Origin of the sequence: Arthrobacter sp. 1088 (genome assembly GCF_031455315.1) — a bacterium.
Taxonomy (GTDB): domain Bacteria; phylum Actinomycetota; class Actinomycetes; order Actinomycetales; family Micrococcaceae; genus Arthrobacter.
The window spans coordinates 37,506-53,388 of record NZ_JAVDSM010000012.1; the positions used below are offsets into that span (position 1 = coordinate 37,506).

Annotated in this window: 11 protein-coding genes; 4 read left to right on the top strand and 7 right to left on the bottom strand. The window is 62.7% G+C overall.

Annotated features, from left to right (window positions below; all coding sequences use genetic code 11):
- Window positions 1–72 precede the first annotated feature (72 nt).
- Window positions 73–882: a ParA family protein gene (locus J2Y41_RS18235; RefSeq protein WP_309930548.1), complete on the bottom strand. Its 810-nt coding sequence runs from the start codon at window positions 880–882 to the stop codon at window positions 73–75.
- Between the two features lie 304 nt (window positions 883–1,186).
- On the opposite strand from J2Y41_RS18235, the gene J2Y41_RS18240 reads away from it, so the two are divergent.
- The gene (locus J2Y41_RS18240; RefSeq protein WP_224089517.1) at window positions 1,187–4,582 is read left to right on the top strand and encodes a pyruvate carboxylase; all 3,396 of its coding nucleotides are present in this window, start codon (window positions 1,187–1,189) and stop codon (window positions 4,580–4,582) included.
- Between the two features lie 70 nt (window positions 4,583–4,652).
- Here the strand turns inward: J2Y41_RS18240 and J2Y41_RS18245 are convergent, their stop codons facing one another.
- Window positions 4,653–6,464 (bottom strand): long-chain fatty acid--CoA ligase, encoded by a 1,812-nt coding sequence (locus J2Y41_RS18245; RefSeq protein WP_309930550.1) that lies wholly within the window; start codon window positions 6,462–6,464, stop codon window positions 4,653–4,655.
- A 187-nt stretch (window positions 6,465–6,651) separates the two neighbouring features.
- Between J2Y41_RS18245 and J2Y41_RS18250 the strand changes: the two genes are divergently transcribed.
- A complete protein-coding gene (locus tag J2Y41_RS18250; protein ID WP_309930552.1) occupies window positions 6,652–7,710 on the top strand; it encodes an ROK family protein in 1,059 nt (352 codons plus the stop codon).
- Window positions 7,711–7,740: 30 nt separating this feature from the next.
- Here J2Y41_RS18250 and J2Y41_RS18255 read toward each other — a convergent pair whose 3' ends face one another.
- Genes J2Y41_RS18255 through J2Y41_RS18265 form a run of 3 tightly spaced genes read right to left on the bottom strand, consistent with a single transcriptional unit; the run spans window position 7,741 to window position 9,876 of the window.
- Window positions 7,741–8,301, bottom strand: a complete 561-nt coding sequence (locus J2Y41_RS18255; RefSeq protein WP_309930554.1) for a hypothetical protein — start codon at window positions 8,299–8,301, stop codon at window positions 7,741–7,743.
- Window positions 8,288–9,091, bottom strand: coding sequence for an alpha/beta fold hydrolase (locus tag J2Y41_RS18260; RefSeq protein ID WP_309930555.1), 804 nt, complete (start codon window positions 9,089–9,091; stop codon window positions 8,288–8,290). The genes J2Y41_RS18255 and J2Y41_RS18260 overlap by 14 nt, the downstream gene beginning before the upstream one ends.
- Window positions 9,088–9,876, bottom strand: a complete 789-nt coding sequence (locus J2Y41_RS18265; protein WP_224167047.1) for a carboxylesterase — start codon at window positions 9,874–9,876, stop codon at window positions 9,088–9,090. The genes J2Y41_RS18260 and J2Y41_RS18265 overlap by 4 nt, the downstream gene beginning before the upstream one ends.
- A 109-nt stretch (window positions 9,877–9,985) precedes the next feature.
- On the opposite strand from J2Y41_RS18265, the gene J2Y41_RS18270 reads away from it, so the two are divergent.
- Window positions 9,986–10,771: a lysophospholipid acyltransferase family protein gene (locus J2Y41_RS18270; RefSeq protein ID WP_309930558.1), complete on the top strand. Its 786-nt coding sequence runs from the start codon at window positions 9,986–9,988 to the stop codon at window positions 10,769–10,771.
- A gap of 72 nt (window positions 10,772–10,843) precedes the next feature.
- Window positions 10,844–12,247, top strand: coding sequence for a class II 3-deoxy-7-phosphoheptulonate synthase (locus J2Y41_RS18275; RefSeq protein ID WP_224089531.1), 1,404 nt, complete (start codon window positions 10,844–10,846; stop codon window positions 12,245–12,247).
- Between the two features lie 82 nt (window positions 12,248–12,329).
- Here J2Y41_RS18275 and pknB read toward each other — a convergent pair whose 3' ends face one another.
- The gene (pknB, locus tag J2Y41_RS18280; protein ID WP_309930560.1) at window positions 12,330–14,423 is read right to left on the bottom strand and encodes a Stk1 family PASTA domain-containing Ser/Thr kinase; all 2,094 of its coding nucleotides are present in this window, start codon (window positions 14,421–14,423) and stop codon (window positions 12,330–12,332) included.
- Window positions 14,424–14,499: 76 nt separating this feature from the next.
- Window positions 14,500–15,834: a LysM peptidoglycan-binding domain-containing protein gene (locus tag J2Y41_RS18285; RefSeq protein WP_309930562.1), complete on the bottom strand. Its 1,335-nt coding sequence runs from the start codon at window positions 15,832–15,834 to the stop codon at window positions 14,500–14,502.
- Window positions 15,835–15,883: the final 49 nt, after the last annotated feature.

Below are 15,883 nucleotides of genomic sequence, written 5' to 3' on the forward strand. Positions count from 1 at the left end.
CTCAGCAACGGAAGAAGCCGCCCCTGGATACAGGGTGCGGCTTCTTTCGTTGTATGGCTGTTGAGTTGAGGGCTAGCGCTGCTGCCGATTCCGCGAAGCGGGTTGGCTTTGCAGCAGGCTCTGCAAGAGTGCATCGAAAAGTTTTGCGGAGTTTTTGGCGGAATCGCCTGGCCAATGATGTACCGAATGCGCTGCGCCCTGGATCTGCTGCCAGTTCGCCTGTTCCGGAATGTGCGGAGTCAGGAGCAGCTCGCCGAACATGGACTCCATCTCGGACAGCCGGAAGGTGTGCTCGGCTGATCCGGAACGAACCCGGTTGGCGACGATTCCCGCTGGCGCCAGATGCGGGGCAAACTCCTGCCTGAACAACTGGATGGCGCGCATGGTTCGTTCGGTACCGGCCACGGAGAACAGGCCGGGTTCGGCCACGAGTACTACGCGGTCGCTCGCGCTCCATGCCATCCGTGTGAGCCCGTTCAGCGAAGGAGGGCAGTCCACAAGAATCAATTCATAGTTGGTGGTCCCTGCAAGAACGGCCGAGAGCCTGCGAAGGTCCCGTCGGCCGAGGTCCGGGCGATCATAGATGCCCGTGAAAGCCGATCCGACAGCAACGTCAAGCTTGCCGCCGCTGGAACCGTTGGAGACCCAGCTGCTGCTGGCGACGTTCTCGGGGAGTTTGGCTTTTCTGGGACTCTTGAGCATGCGGCCAATGTCCAACTGCCCGCCTCGCTGGACGCCGAGTGCCGTCGTCGCGTCCGCATGGGGATCGAGGTCCACCACGAGGGTTGGAATGCCGGCCGCGAGGGCCGCGGACGCCAGGCCGGTGGTCACGGACGTCTTTCCCACTCCGCCTTTGAGGCTGCTGATGCTGACTACTTGCACTTGAAAACCCAAAACCTAACGCCGGTTGCCGTATCGCGCTGTTTTCCGCTTCGGGACCGCCGAAGCCGGGGCTTGCCGAAGCCCCTCCAACATCATATGGGGCGGGGCGGTGGAATCCCGCTTTCTACGCGCCCGGGCAGCGTTGGATGGTGTGGGCAATAGCACGGCAGGGATTCGCGCGCACGCATATACAGCCCAGATGACGATTCCATTGTGATGGTTGCCACAAAGATTTGTGTTTGATGCTGGCGGCACTACACACTGTGACCACCGACCGATCCACCCGCAATGATGCAGGAGAAGTATGTTTTCGAAAATTCTGGTGGCCAATCGCGGCGAAATCGCGATCAGGGCGTTTCGCGCTGGTTATGAACTGGGCGCCAAGACCGTAGCCGTCTTTCCGCACGAGGACCGTAACTCGATCCACCGTCAGAAGGCCGACGAAGCTTACCTGATCGGCGAGGTGGGCCACCCTGTCCGCGCCTATTTGGACGTAGAGGAGGTTGTCCGCGTCGCCAAGGAAGCCGGCGCTGACGCCATTTACCCGGGTTACGGATTCTTGTCCGAGAACCCGGACCTCGCGCGCGCTGCCAAGGCCGCGGGCATCACCTTTGTGGGTCCGCCAGCTGAGGTGCTTGAGCTTGCGGGAAACAAGGTTGCTGCCTTGGAAGCCGCCCGCAAGGCCGGTGTCCCCGTGCTGAAGTCGAGCAAGCCCTCAAAGGACCTCGACGAGCTCATTGCGGCAGCCGACGAAATCGGCTTCCCGATCTTCGCCAAGGCCGTTGCCGGCGGTGGTGGACGTGGAATGCGTCGCGTGGAGACCCGCGAAGCCCTCCCCGAGGCCCTGCAGTCCGCCATGCGCGAGGCCGATGCCGCGTTTGGCGATCCCACGATGTTCCTCGAGCAGGCGGTGTTGCGCCCGCGCCACATCGAAGTGCAGATCCTGGCGGACGCCGAAGGCAACGTCATGCACCTGTTCGAACGTGACTGTTCCTTGCAGCGCCGCCACCAGAAGGTAGTGGAAATCGCGCCCGCGCCCAACCTGGATGAGAACATCCGCCAGGCGCTATACCGTGACGCCGTGGCCTTCGCCAAAGCCCTGAACTATGTCAACGCCGGAACGGTGGAGTTCCTGGTGGACACCGAGGGTGAGCGGGCCGGCCAGCACGTTTTCATCGAAATGAACCCCCGCATCCAGGTTGAGCACACTGTGACCGAAGAAATCACGGATGTGGACCTCGTGCAGGCGCAGATGCGTATTGCCTCAGGGGAGACCCTTGCGGACCTTGGCCTGAGCCAGGAGACAGTATCCATCAAGGGCGCCGCGTTGCAGTGCCGCATCACCACGGAGGATCCGGCCAACGGCTTCCGCCCGGACGTCGGAAAGATCACCGGCTACCGTTCCGCAGGTGGCGCAGGCGTGCGTCTCGACGGCGGTACCGTCTACTCCGGTGCCGAGATCAGCCCGCACTTCGACTCCATGCTCGTCAAGCTGACCTGCCGCGGACGCGATTACCCGGCTGCGGTTGCCCGTGCGCGGCGCGGCCTGGCAGAATTCCGGATCCGTGGCGTGTCAACCAACATTCCGTTCCTGCAGGCCGTGCTGGCCGATCCGGACTTCAACGCCGGCAACGTAGCCACGGACTTCATCGATAAGCGGCCGGAGCTGCTCAAGTCGCACATCTCCGCGGACCGCGGCACCAAACTGCTGACGTGGTTGGCCGATGTCACGGTGAACAAGCCCAATGGCGAGCTGACGGTCCACTCCGATCCCGCCAAGAAACTGCCCGTCGTTGAGGGCCCGGTTCCCACGTCAGGATCGCGCCAGAAGCTGCTGGAACTCGGTCCTGAGGGCTTCGCGAAAGCGCTGCGCGAGCAGCAGGCAGTCGCCGTTACGGACACCACGTTCCGTGACGCGCACCAGTCCTTGCTGGCTACCCGTGTCCGTACCCGCGACCTCGTGGCTGCCGGCCCGGCCGTCACTGCCTTGCTGCCGGAGCTTCTTTCCGTGGAGGCCTGGGGTGGTGCGACGTACGACGTCGCGCTCCGCTTCCTCGGCGAGGACCCTTGGGACCGCTTGGCTGCTTTGCGCCAGGCGCTGCCGAACACCTGTATCCAGATGCTGCTCCGTGGACGGAACACCGTTGGTTACACGCCTTACCCGGAAGAGGTGACCGAGGCTTTCGTCAACGAGGCCGCGGCTACCGGCATTGACATCTTCCGCATCTTTGACGCCCTCAACGACGTCAACCAGATGGCCCCGGCAATACGGGCTGTGCGTGCCACCGGAACGGCCGTCGCAGAGGTGGCACTCTGCTACACAGGCAACCTCCTTGACCCGAACGAGGACCTGTACACCCTCGACTACTATCTGGACCTTGCCCAGAAGATCGTCGATGCCGGTGCCCACATCCTCGCCATCAAGGACATGGCAGGTCTCCTGCGTCCCGCTGCGGCTGCCAAGCTCGTCTCGGCTTTGCGTGAACGCTTCGATCTCCCGGTGCACCTGCACACGCATGACACCGCCGGTGGCCAGCTCGCAACAATTCTGGCGGCCGTGGATGCCGGAGTCGACGCCGTCGATGTCGCTTCTGCTTCACTGGCGGGCACCACCAGTCAGCCTGCTGCATCCGCCCTCGTTGCGGCCTTGGCCAATACACCGCGCGACACCGGGATGAGCCTTGCCAATGTCGGCGCACTGGAGCCTTACTGGGAAGCGGTCCGACGCGTGTACGCGCCGTTCGAGTCCGGGCTGCCAGGTCCCACAGGCCGCGTCTACCAGCACGAAATCCCTGGGGGCCAGCTGTCCAACCTTCGCCAGCAGGCCATCGCGTTGGGGCTGGGAGAGCAGTTCGAAGCCATCGAGGACATGTACACGGCGGCAGACCGCATCCTGGGCCGCCTGGTCAAGGTGACGCCGTCCTCCAAGGTGGTGGGTGACCTTGCCCTGCACCTCGTTGGACTGAACGCGGATCCCGCAGACTTCAACGAGAATCCGCAGAACTATGACATTCCGGATTCTGTCATCGGCTTCCTCTCCGGCGAGCTCGGCAACCCTCCCGGAGGCTGGCCGGAGCCGTTCCGTACCAAGGCCCTCCAAGGCCGCAGCATCAAGGTCCGGGACGTTGAGATCAGTTCAGAGGACAGCGCCGCGCTGAAGGGTGATTCGAAGACCCGCCAGCACACCCTGAACAGGCTTCTCTTCGCAGGTCCTACCAAGGACTACCTCAAGAGCGTGGAGACCTACGGCAACATCTCCGTGCTGGACACCCGTGATTACCTCTACGGGCTGCAGCGCGGTGCTGAGCACGTCATCGAGCTGGAGAAGGGCGTACGGCTGATCGCCCAGCTTGAGGCTGTCTCCGAAGCCGACGAGAAGGGCATGCGTACAGTGATGTGTACGCTCAACGGCCAGTCGCGTCCGGTGGTTGTCCGCGACCGTTCCGTGGTGAGCAACGTCAAGGCCGCAGAGAAGGCCGACCCAGCACAGCCCGGGCAGGTTGCAGCCCCGTTCGCGGGGGCGGTCACTGTTACGGTCAAGGCAGGCGATGTGGTCAACGCCGGCGATACCGTTGCCACGATCGAGGCAATGAAGATGGAAGCATCCATAACGACGCCGGTGGCCGGCACCGTTTCCCGCCTCGCCATCTCCTCGGTGGAGCAGGTCCAGGGCGGCGATTTGCTGCTGGTGATCGGCTAACGATCCATCAACGAAAAACCCCTTCCGGAGGAATTCCGGAAGGGGTTTTTCGTTTGCGGTGGCGCCTTGGCTACTGCGGCCGGGGCGCCGAATACATCTCTTCAATCACGGCGTCAAAGTCCTTCATGACCTGCGCGCGCTTGACCTTCAGCGACGGAGTGAGGTGGCCTGAGGCCTCCGTGAAGTCCGCCGGGACTATCCGGAAGGATTTGATCGCCTCCGCTTGGGAGACAGACTGGTTGGCTTTGCTGATGAGGTCCTGGACGGCAGCCCGTACTACCGGGTTCCCGGCAGCTTCCTCCAGGGTGGTACCGGACGGGAGCCCATGGCGCTCCAGCCATCCCGGCAACGCCTCCTCGTCCAGGGTTACCAAAGCGCCGATGAACGGACGGTTGTCGCCCACTACCAGGACCTGGGAAACCAAGGCGTCTGCACGGATCTGGTCTTCCAGCAGGGCAGGAACCACGTTCTTTCCACCTGCCGTGACGATGATTTCCTTCTTGCGGCCGGTGATCTTGAGGAAGCCGTTGCTATCCAGCTCGCCGATGTCGCCGGTGCGGAACCATCCGTCGGCAAAAGTTTCCTGCGTGAGATCCTCGCGCTTGTAGTAGCCACGCATGACGCAGACGCCCTTGGCGAGAATTTCGCCGTCGTCCGCGATCTTGACGGCATTGCCGGGAAGTGGGGCGCCCACGGTGCCGATCCTGATCATCGAGGGTGTGTTGACGGAGATGGGTGCCGTGGTTTCCGTCAGGCCGTATCCCTCCAGGATCTGCAGGCCGATGCCCTGGAAGAAGTGGCCCAGGCGTTCGCCCAAGGGGCCGCCACCGGAGACAGCGTGTGCCACATGTCCGCCCATGGCGGCGCGGAGCTTTCCATAGACGAGTTTGTCGAACACCGCATGCTTGAGCTTCAACCCCAAGCCCAGGGAACCGGCCTGGCGCGCCTTGGAGTACTCGATCGCCGTGTCCACTGCACGGTGGAAGATGGCGCCCTTGCCACTGTCCTCGGCTTTGGTCAGTGCGGAGTTGTAGACCTTCTCGAAGACACGCGGGACGGCAAGGATGAACGTTGGCTGGAAGCTCTGCAGATCGGCCAGCAAATGCTTGATATCCGGCGTGTGGGCAACTTTGACGCCCCCTGCAACGGCAAGGACGGAGATGAAGCGCGCAAAGACGTGGGCCAGAGGCAGGAACATGATGGTCTTGGCCGACTCGTTGATGATTTCGCCCAGCGCCGCACGGGCATTCTCGGAGAGCTCCACGAAGTTTCCGTGGGTCAGTTCGCAGCCCTTGGGCCTGCCCGTGGTTCCTGACGTGTAGATAATGGTGGCCAGGTCTTTCAGGCCTGCAGCGGAGCGGCGCTTTTCAAGTTCTTCATCGGTGACGCTGGTGCCAGCGGCGCGAAGGGCATCAAGGCCGGCACCCTCAAGCTGCCAAACGTTGGCCACTGACTGTATGTCTTCGGCAGCGACGGCCTGCCTGATGATGTCCTCGTGGTGTGCGGCTTCACCGAAGGCGGCCACAGCACCGGAGTCGCCCAGGTTCCAAGCCACCTGCGATGGGGAAGAGGTCTCATAAATCGGGACAGAGACAGCGCCTGCGAACCAGATGGCAAAGTCCACCAGCGACCACTCATAACGGGTCCGGGACATAATGCCGACGCGGTCGCCAGCGCCCACTCCACTGGCGATAAGGCCCTTGGCCAAGGCCTTGACGTCGGCAAGGAAATCCCTGGCCCGGATGTCCTGCCACTCTTTGTTGCTGTCCAGCTTGGCGAACAGGGCCGGGTTCGAAGCCTTGGCGGCTTCCCGGACGACGAGGTCCGTGATGTTGGTTTCAGGGGCAACGTTGACAAGGGGCGGAACACTGAATTCACGCACGGTAGCTCCTTTGATATGCACGGGCCGCGTGGGGCTGCTTTCACTCTAGTATGCCCACCCGCGGAGGTGTGTCCTATTTCACCTACTGGCGAGTAACTTTACGGATGACCCTCCGTTTCGGGCAACTTGGCGCTGCCCAATCCTTCCGATGGCTACCTGCCTTGCCCCGGCAGAATAGGATGTTGGGATGCCTTCACTACGGTCCAGTTCCCGTGCCCGGCCCCGGCCACCCGTCGCTGCCTTGAAGGACGTTCCCTGGGCTGGGCACAGGAGCCATTTGGGCCGACGGGGGCTGGCCATCGGCATCGATATCGGCGGCACCAAGGTAGCTGCCGGCGTGGTTGACGCGGAGGGCAGGATTCTTGCAGAGGCACGCAGGTCCACGCCTGGCGCCGACCCCCGGGCCGTGGAGCGGACCATCGTGGAACTGGTTGACGAACTCAGCGCGGACCACCGGATTGCCTCCGTGGGTATAGGCGCGGCCGGTTGGATGGACCTCGACGGCGGTACGGTCCTCTTCAGCCCGCATCTTGCGTGGCGCAACGAACCCCTAAGGGAAAGCCTGCAGAACCTGTTGAGGCGGCCGGTATTGCTAACGAACGACGCCGATGCGGCCGCCTGGGCGGAGTGGCGCTTTGGCGCCGGCCAAGGTGAGAGCCGACTCGTGTGCATCACGTTGGGCACAGGCATCGGCGGCGCAATGGTGATGGACGGGAGAGTTGAACGCGGCCGCTACGGTGTGGCTGGCGAATTTGGCCACCAGATCATTTTCCCCGGCGGGCACCGTTGTGAATGCGGCAACCGTGGCTGCTGGGAGCAATATGCGTCAGGCAACGCCCTCGGCCGTGAGGCCCGCCAATTGGTGCGAACCAACTCGCCTGAAGGCCGCGCACTCCTTGAGCGGGCCGGCGGTGTGGCGGAGAGCATCACCGGAGCTGCAGTTACCGAATTGGCGCTGGCCGGGGACTCCACGTCAAGGGAACTGTTGGCGGACCAGGGTGAATGGTTGGGCTTGGGGCTGGCCAACCTGGCGGCGGCACTGGATCCCGGTATGTTCGTGATCGGAGGCGGATTGTGCGATGCAGGGGACCTGCTCGCCGGACCGGCCCGTGAGGCGTTCGCCAGAAATCTGACGGGGCGTGGATTCCGTCCGATGGCAAGGATTGAGCTTGCCGCTCTCGGACCCCGTGCAGGCATGATCGGCGCTGCTGATCTTTCGCGGGTCAGCGGGCGTGCCCACAGCTAGGAAAGCCCACAAGCAAGCGGACCTGTCCAACTAGATGCGGGCGCCGTCGTCGTCCTCGTTTTTCTCGTGCGGTAGCCGCATGATCAGGTAGACCACGGAAGCTGCAAAGGCCACCACTATGCCAAGGATGGCCAGCAACGGTGCGGAACGCCAGAACATCGCCGTGAAAAGCAGGGCGAGGGGGCCGCCCACAGCGCCGATCCACGCCAGCATGGTCAGCGGGTCTGTTCCCACCAGGCTGGGAGGCTCCTCAGGCACAAAGGCGCCGTCGTCGTCGTCCACCTCGAAATCGCGGGGACCCAGGGGCCCGCCGTTCAATTGTTCCTTTTCTCCTGGTGTCGTGCCGGCATCAGGCGCTGCTGCCGTGGCCGGAGTAGACAGTCCCAGCGGATCAAAGTCCCTGAAGGCCTTCGGAGCGTCCTCCCTGGCTGGCCCGGCTCCTGCCTGGTCCCTTTCCTGCCGACCCGGCTCGGCGGTCTCTCCGAGCGGTGAGGATTCCGTCGCTTCCAGCCGTGCCACCAAATCCAACCAGACGGCGTCGTCATCTTTGTTGGCACTCTGATCGGCAGAGTTGGGATCAGGCCTGTTCATCGGCTTTGTCCTTTTCGAGGGAAGGCCCGTTGCCGGCCAGTGCCGCCAAGGTCTTTTGGATGAAGTCGACAGTTCCCGCGAAGATTTCAGGGGCGTCGTTGTCCAGTGTCGCAACATGATGGCTGTTGCTGAGGTAGGTGACTTCAACGGGCGCCTGGACCCGTGCACGGAGGAACTCAAGGCTGGCATTGGAGATGACATTGTCCACTGTGGAGCGGAAGACGCGGACAGGCGAACCAATGCGGGGCAGCAGCCCCGCCGTATCCTTGTACATCTTCTTCAACTCGTGGGCCGCGGCAACCGGGGTGCGGGAATAGGCCCCTTCGTCCTGGTCCGGCTTCAAAATGTCATTGGCGATCGCCGGAGTGCTCTTTATGACGTACTTGAGGGCGGCAACAATGACAGCCCGTGGGTCATCAAGGACCAGGCCAGGGTTGACCACAATGGTGCCGGCCACGGGTCGTGTCGCCGCGATGCGCAGTGCCAGTGTTCCGCCCATGGACAGTCCGGCCGCGAAGACGAAATCGCATTCGCCTGCCAGTTCCCTGTAGGCATCGTCAACGGCCCGGTGCCATTCGCGCCATGAACGCGTGGCCATATCCTGCCAGGTAGTTCCGTGCCCGGGGAGCAATGGAACCCTGACGGCATATCCTGCCGCTGCCAGATGCTCGGCCCAGGGCCGGACGCTGTGCGGGCTTCCCGTAAAGCCGTGGGACATAACGACGCCAACCCTGGGGCCTGAGCCGGTCCAGTTGCTGAGGAACGGGGAGAAATCGGGAAGCATTTTCATGATGACTCTGAGGCTACTCTGTCCGCGGCATGCTGACGGAAAAACTCCGCCGATTCTTCAAAGATGGTGGGTGCATCCACATCCAACGTGGCCACGTGGCCGCTCGCCGGGAGGGTCACCACCTTGAGCCGGGACGGGTCCATATGCCTGCTGATCATAGCTACGGAACTGGGCGGGATGACACCGTCCACTGAAGATTTGAAGACAAGCGCCGGTGCTTGAATCTGTGGGAGGGCGCGGGTTGCCTGGCGGAAGAGCTTCTTCAGTTCGTGCACGGACCTCAAAGGCGTCTTGGAGTAGTCACCATCCTGCGTGGCGGCCGCCGTCGGCTTTTCTTCCTCAATGGGTGAGGTGGTCCGCATGACGTACTTGAGTGCTCCGACGTACCTGACCCGGCGATCGTAGAAACTCAAACCCGGGTTCACCAGGACCAAGCCCGGAACATCATGCAGTGAAGCCACGCGGAGGGCAACGGCACCGCCCATGGACAGGCCTGCCACAAAACATGATTCCGTCCGCGCCGCGAGATCCAGATAGCTTCGTTCGAACGTCCTGTACCAATCCTGCCAGCGTGTGGTGGCCAGATCGTGCCAGCTGGTTCCGTGACCGGGAAGCAAAGGCACTGAGACGGAAAAGCCCTGCCCGGCCAGATACTCGGCCCACGGCAGGACGCTCAGCGGGCTACCCGTAAACCCGTGGCAGATGGCCACTCCGGTGGAAGCGTTCGCTCCATGGCCGGGGTGGTGGAAGGCGAGCGGCGCGGCTGGTTGGTTGCGTTCCGTCATGGCTCCATCGTGTCACTCTTCCCGACATTTCTCACTGGAGTAGGGTTGCTGTTGAGTGCCGCCGGCTTGACCGGATGGACGCCCGTAAACCGGCCGTGAGAGGACAAACGTGTTCTATTGGGTCATGAAGAGGATCTTTCTTGGTCCTGTTCTCAAACTCCTGTTCAGGCCATGGGTGAAGGGGTTGGACAACGTCCCCGAAAACGGCCCAGCGATACTTGCATCCAACCATTTGTCCTTTTCGGACTCCATCTTCCTCCCCCTGATGGTGGACCGGCCGGTGATCTTCCTGGCCAAGGCCGAGTACTTCACCGGCAAGGGCATCAAGGGCCGCTTGACGGCGTTGTTCTTCAGGTTGACCAACCAACTGCCCATGGACCGTTCCGGCGGAGCCGCGTCGGAGCTATCGCTGCAAGCCGGGAAGGACGTCCTGAATTCCGGCGGCCTCTTGGGAATCTACCCCGAAGGCACCCGCAGTCCGGACGCCAAGCTTTACCGCGGGAAGGTCGGTGTCGCCAAGCTGGCACTCCAGACCCGTGTCCCCGTAGTGCCGGTGGCCATGATTGGCACGGAAAAGGTCCAGCCCATTGGCAAGAGGCTGCCCAGTATCCGGCGTATCGGTGTGATCTTCGGCCAGCCCATGGACTTTAGCCGCTATTACGGCATGGAAGATGACCGGCTCATTCAGAGGGCCGTAACTGACGAAATCATGTACGAGCTGATGCGGCTTTCCGGTCAGGAGTATGTGGACGAATATGCAGCTGTGGTCAAGGCCCGGATGGATGGCAAAGGACCCGGGACGGTTGGAAAAGTCAAAGAAGCCGAGGAGGTTCCTTCGGACATCGCTGATGACAAGGACGGGCCCAAGGAAAACGGGGGAGCAACCAGCGGGTGACTGTGACGCATCCGGCAAGGACAGTTACGCCTGCAGTGCCCCAACCTTGGCGGAGGCTACTACTCTTGAAGGGTGACTGAGCTAACCGCGAACACCGCACCCCCTGTAGTAGACCCACTCGCCAGCACCGCCCAGAGTGGGGCTGCAAATTACCCCGGTCTCGACGCCTGGCGGGACCTGCCGATTTCCCAGCAGCCCACGTGGTCTGACTCTGAAGTCTTCAAGGCCTCCGTTAAGGAACTTTCCGTCGTTCCACCTTTGGTATTTGCCGGCGAAGTTGACGTTCTTCGGGAGCGCCTGGCTGCGGCCGCCCAGGGCAAGGCTTTCCTCCTGCAGGGGGGAGACTGCGCAGAGACCTTTGAAGCCGCCACGGCGGACAAGATCAGCGCACGCGTCAAGACGATCCTCCAGATGGCCGTCGTGCTCACGTACGGTGCGGCGATGCCGGTCATCAAGATGGGTCGCATGGCAGGCCAATTCGCCAAGCCACGCTCGTCCAACGATGAAACCCGCGACGGCGTGACGCTTCCCGCGTACCGCGGAGATATCGTCAACGGCTACGACTTTACGCCCGAGTCCCGCGCGCACGACGCCGGCAGGATGCTGCAGGCGTACCATACGTCCGCATCAACACTGAACCTGATCCGGGCATTCACCCAGGGCGGTTTCGCGGACCTGAGGCTGGTCCACCAGTGGAACAAGGGCTTCACTGAGAACCCGGCACATGCCCGGTACGAGTCCCTTGCCCGTGACATTGATCGTGCCATCATGTTCATGGACTCGTGTGGTGCTGACTTCGAGGCCCTCAAGCGGGTTGAGTTCTTCGCCAGCCACGAGGCGCTGCTGCTGGACTACGAGCGCGCATTGACCCGCATCGACTCCCGGACGGGCCTGCCGTACGACACTTCCGCCCACTTCCTCTGGATCGGCGAGCGGACCCGCGAACTCGATCATGCGCACGTGGACTTCCTCTCCCGTGTGCGGAACCCCATTGGCGTCAAGCTAGGCCCCACCACCAGCGGCGACGATGCCCTGCGCCTTATCGACAAGCTGGACCCGAACCGCGAACCCGGGCGCCTGACATTCATTACCCGCATGGGGGCCAAAAACATCCGCGAGAAGCTGCCTGCCGTCGTCGAGCGTGTTACCGCTTCGGGCGCCCAGGTCCTGTGGGTGACGGACCCGATGCACGGCAACACGGTGACCTCGCCCAACGGATACAAGACCCGCAACTTCGACGACGTCATTGACGAAGTACGTGGATTCTTCGAAGTACACCACTCCCTGGGTACGGTTCCGGGCGGCCTGCATGTCGAAATGACCGGCGACGACGTCGCCGAGTGCCTCGGTGGCGCAGATCCCATCGACCAGGACGCTTTCCTGGACCGCTATGAGTCTGTCTGCGACCCGCGCCTGAACCACATGCAGTCACTTGAGATGGCCTTCCTGGTCGCAGGAGCACTATCCAAGCGGTAGGTATGGTGGACTCTACAGAAGAGGGGCGGTCCGGATGAATCCGGACCGCCCCTTTTCCGTGTACGCCTGTGTACGTCCTGGATCAGACCACGGTCAAGGTGACGACCGAGCCTTCCGGGACCTCGGTGTCTACGGGATTCTGGTCTCGCACAGTCCCGAAGAAGCCGCCCAGAATTGCATTGATTTTCACGTCGAAACCCAGTTTTTCCAGGTCCTTCTGCGCATCTTTGGCTTGCTTGCCAATAAAGCTCGGCACCCTCACAAGCTTGGGTCCCTTGGAGACCGTCAGGGTCACTGATTCGCCGCGGACGAGCGTGCCGTTGCCAGGCGTCTGTGCCACCACGGCGCCTTTGGGCACGGTTTTGTCATTGACAGTCTCAGGGGCAATGACTGCCTTCAGGCCAGCGTCCTGAATTGCTTTCACGGCAGCATCCTGCTGTAAGCCGCGAACATCGGGAACGGGGATGGGCTGGGGTCCCTTGGAGACGACGAAGGATACCGGCGTGCCGTGGCGGACTTCTTTACCCGGCGCAGGGTCCTGGGAGATGACAATGCCCGCAGGGATCTTTTCGTCGAACGCCTCCGTGACATTTCCGAGCGTCATTTGGGCGGCGTTCAGTGCAGTCTTCGCTTGATCAAGGGTTCCGCCTGTCAGCCCGGGCAGTGCAAAGAGCTGTGCGCCTTTCGAAACGAAGAGGGCGATGGGTTGAAATTTCCGTACCACTTCCCCCGATTTTGGTTCAGTCCCGACGGCGAGACCGGCCTGGACGTCGTCGTCGAATACGTCCTGGGGCTCAGACTGGAATCCTGCCGTTCGCAAGAGCTGTTGGGCCTCGGCCACTGTCTTGTTCTTGACATCGGGAACCGTGCCTGGAGATCCAGGGCCCATGCCGAAGAACCAACCGGCAGAACCTGCCAGCAGGGCCAGGATCACGATCACGACTGTCCAAATCGCAGCGCGTCGGCGGGGATTGCCTTCACGAAGGGGGCGCACAGGAGTAGCAGCAGCCCGGGCTTGGTCTTTAGCCTGTTGCCGCTCCAGCTTTTTTTGCTCCCGTTTGCCGGGCTGGCGCGGGTCATCGTTCGCACCGGGAAGGGCGAGGCCGGCGTTGTGTGGTTGCCGCGCTGCCATGACGGTTGTCGGGTTGCTTTGATGTGGAATGAATTCCGTGGGCGATGCTGTAGTGGCAAGGGCCTCGGTGGGATTCTCCTGCGGGGTTGCGCCGGAACCGGGTCCCGCGGAAGCAGCTGCCCCAACGGAACCAACTGCCCCGGCAGCAGCTGCAGGGGAGAGAGGGCGGGAGGACGGCTGCCTGTGGTCCAGTTGCTCGTCGCTGAGTGTGGTCCGGATGTGGCGCAGTTCCGATAGCAGGGCGGAGCCGTCCACGGGCCGGTTTTCGGCGTCCACGGCAGTGCACCACTGCACAAGTTCGTCGAGGTCTTCGGCAAGACCGGGGGCAGCCTCGGAGGGGCGGCCAACCACGGCGTTGACGTGCTGGTAAGCAACTTGAATCGGGGATTCACCAGCATATGGCTGCTTGCCTGTGAGCATTTCGTAGAGCATGATGCCCGCTGAGTAGACGTCGCTGCGGGCGTCAGCGGGTTTGCCGAGCACCAATTCGGGGGCGAGGTACGCGACCGTGCCGATCAAGGCGCCAGTACTTGTGGTGGCCGTGACAGCCCTGGCCAATCCGAAGTCCCCTACCTTGATCCGGCCGTCTTCCGCTATGAGCACGTTCTCGGGCTTGATGTCCCGATGAATGAGTCCGGATCCGTGGGCTGCCGCCAGGCCTTCGATGACCGGATCGATCAGGGCGAGGGCCAGGCGCGGCGGAAGTGCACCCTGCTGGTTGATGACGTCGCGGAGCGTATGGCCTTTGACATACTCCATCACCAGATAAGCGATATGCCCGTCTTCGCCCTGGTCCAGCACGCTGACAACGTGGGGATGGGACAGGCTCGCGGCGGCCTTTGCCTCGCGGCTGAGCCGTGCCAGGAATGTTTCGTCGTTGGCCAGGTGCGGGTGCAGGACTTTGAGGGCCACGTCGCGCTCCAGGCGCTGGTCCGTGGCCAGGTAAACGGTGGACATTCCACCTCTGGCAAGGCGTGAGCGGACGTGGTAGCGCCCGTCCACCGTGGTCCCGATGAGGTGGTCCTGCGTTGGTTCCTGCACCATACGATCCTAAACGAGGCAGGGAAGAGGCCCGAATCCGCGGGGAATCCGGGCCTCGTCCAAAGGTGCTTGGGACGGCCTAGCCGAAAGTGCGTTGCCGGGCTTTGATCGATTCGACGTAGCGCTTCGTGTCGTCGTACATGCCGTACTTGCTGACCGAGTACTGCCCTTGGTAGTAACCGGCGATGGCGTTGTCAAGGTCTTTGCTGGTGGCGATGAGTGCCCTGATGATGGCGACGCCGGCCGTCGCATTGTCATATGGATCCAGGAGGTTGAGCTTGCGGCCCACCAAATCCGATGCCCATTGGCCCGAGGAAGGAATGACCTGCATGGTTCCAATGGCGTTGGCGGGGGAGACCGCGCGCTGGTCAAAGCCGGATTCCTGCTCGGCGAAAGCGAGTGCCAAGGAGGGGCTGACTCCCATGCGGCGGGCGGTATCAGCCACGATTGACTTCATTTCATCCCGGCTCGGGACCGGCGAAGCGTTCAACAGCGCCTTGTTTTCGTTCGCAGAGCTGACAACAGCGGGCGGGTACGTAAAGCCGAGGAAGGTGCTCGGCACCAGTGGCTTGGTCTCCCCGGCGGGCTGCAGCGACGAAGTGCCGGGGATGGTGAGCTTCTGCCCGGGGTAAATGACGGTCGTCGCCGAAACTGTATTCACGCTCATCAGCGCTGACAACGAAACGTTGTGACGCGATGCAATGGAGCTGAGGGTATCGCCCGCTTTGATGGTATACGAGCCTGTGCTGGCGACAGGAGTGGCCGCAGGTGCCGGGGCGGGGGCAGGAGCAGGCGGAGTCGAGGGCGAAGAGCCGCCACTGACCTTGATCTTCTGGCCGGGGTAGATGATGGAGCTTCCACTGAGGTTGTTCCAGCTGAAGATGCTGGACAGCGGGACACCGTGCCGGGCGGCGATCGCGCCCAGCGTATCGCCCGGAACCACCGTGTAGGTGGTGGCATTCGAAGGTGCCGCAGGCGCCGGCGTCTGTTCAGGGGCGGCCGGGGCGGTGCCAGTGAGTTTGATGGTCTGGCCAGGGTAGATCAGCGTTGTTGCCGTGAGCTTGTTCAGCTGCAGGACAGCGGCCGTGTCCAGGTTGAAGCGGCGTGCAATGGCACTGATGGTGTCTCCGCGGACGATCTTGTAGGTGTCCGGGACAGCGGGGGCCATGGGCCTCAGGGCGGCAGGAAGCGTTGCCGCAACCGCTTGGGCGGGAATCACGTTGCCCGCTTTGGTGGCCTGGGCCTTCATGGCTGCCGCGAGGGTAGCCGGAATCTTGCGCGGTTGGGGTGCCGGTGCAGCCGTGGCTGGCTGGGCCAAGGCAAGCGAGGACAAAACCACGGCGGGAAGCGCAGCCGTGGTTGCCGCAATTACCGGCATGCTCATGGTTCGTTTCGGCGAGCGGGGCGTCGTCATGGAGTGTGTCCTCATCTCAGCAGCGGGAATAGTTTGTGTTGCCGCTGTT

Coding starts and splice junctions, on each gene's coding strand:
- J2Y41_RS18285 (WP_309930562.1), bottom strand. CDS start 15,834: ATGACGACGCCCCGCTCGCCGAAACGAACCATGAGCATGCCGGTAATT.
- pknB (WP_309930560.1), bottom strand. CDS start 14,423: ATGGTGCAGGAACCAACGCAGGACCACCTCATCGGGACCACGGTGGAC.
- J2Y41_RS18240 (WP_224089517.1), top strand. CDS start 1,187: ATGTTTTCGAAAATTCTGGTGGCCAATCGCGGCGAAATCGCGATCAGG.
- J2Y41_RS18265 (WP_224167047.1), bottom strand. CDS start 9,876: ATGACGGAACGCAACCAACCAGCCGCGCCGCTCGCCTTCCACCACCCC.
- J2Y41_RS18255 (WP_309930554.1), bottom strand. CDS start 8,301: ATGAACAGGCCTGATCCCAACTCTGCCGATCAGAGTGCCAACAAAGAT.
- J2Y41_RS18260 (WP_309930555.1), bottom strand. CDS start 9,091: ATGAAAATGCTTCCCGATTTCTCCCCGTTCCTCAGCAACTGGACCGGC.
- J2Y41_RS18250 (WP_309930552.1), top strand. CDS start 6,652: ATGCCTTCACTACGGTCCAGTTCCCGTGCCCGGCCCCGGCCACCCGTC.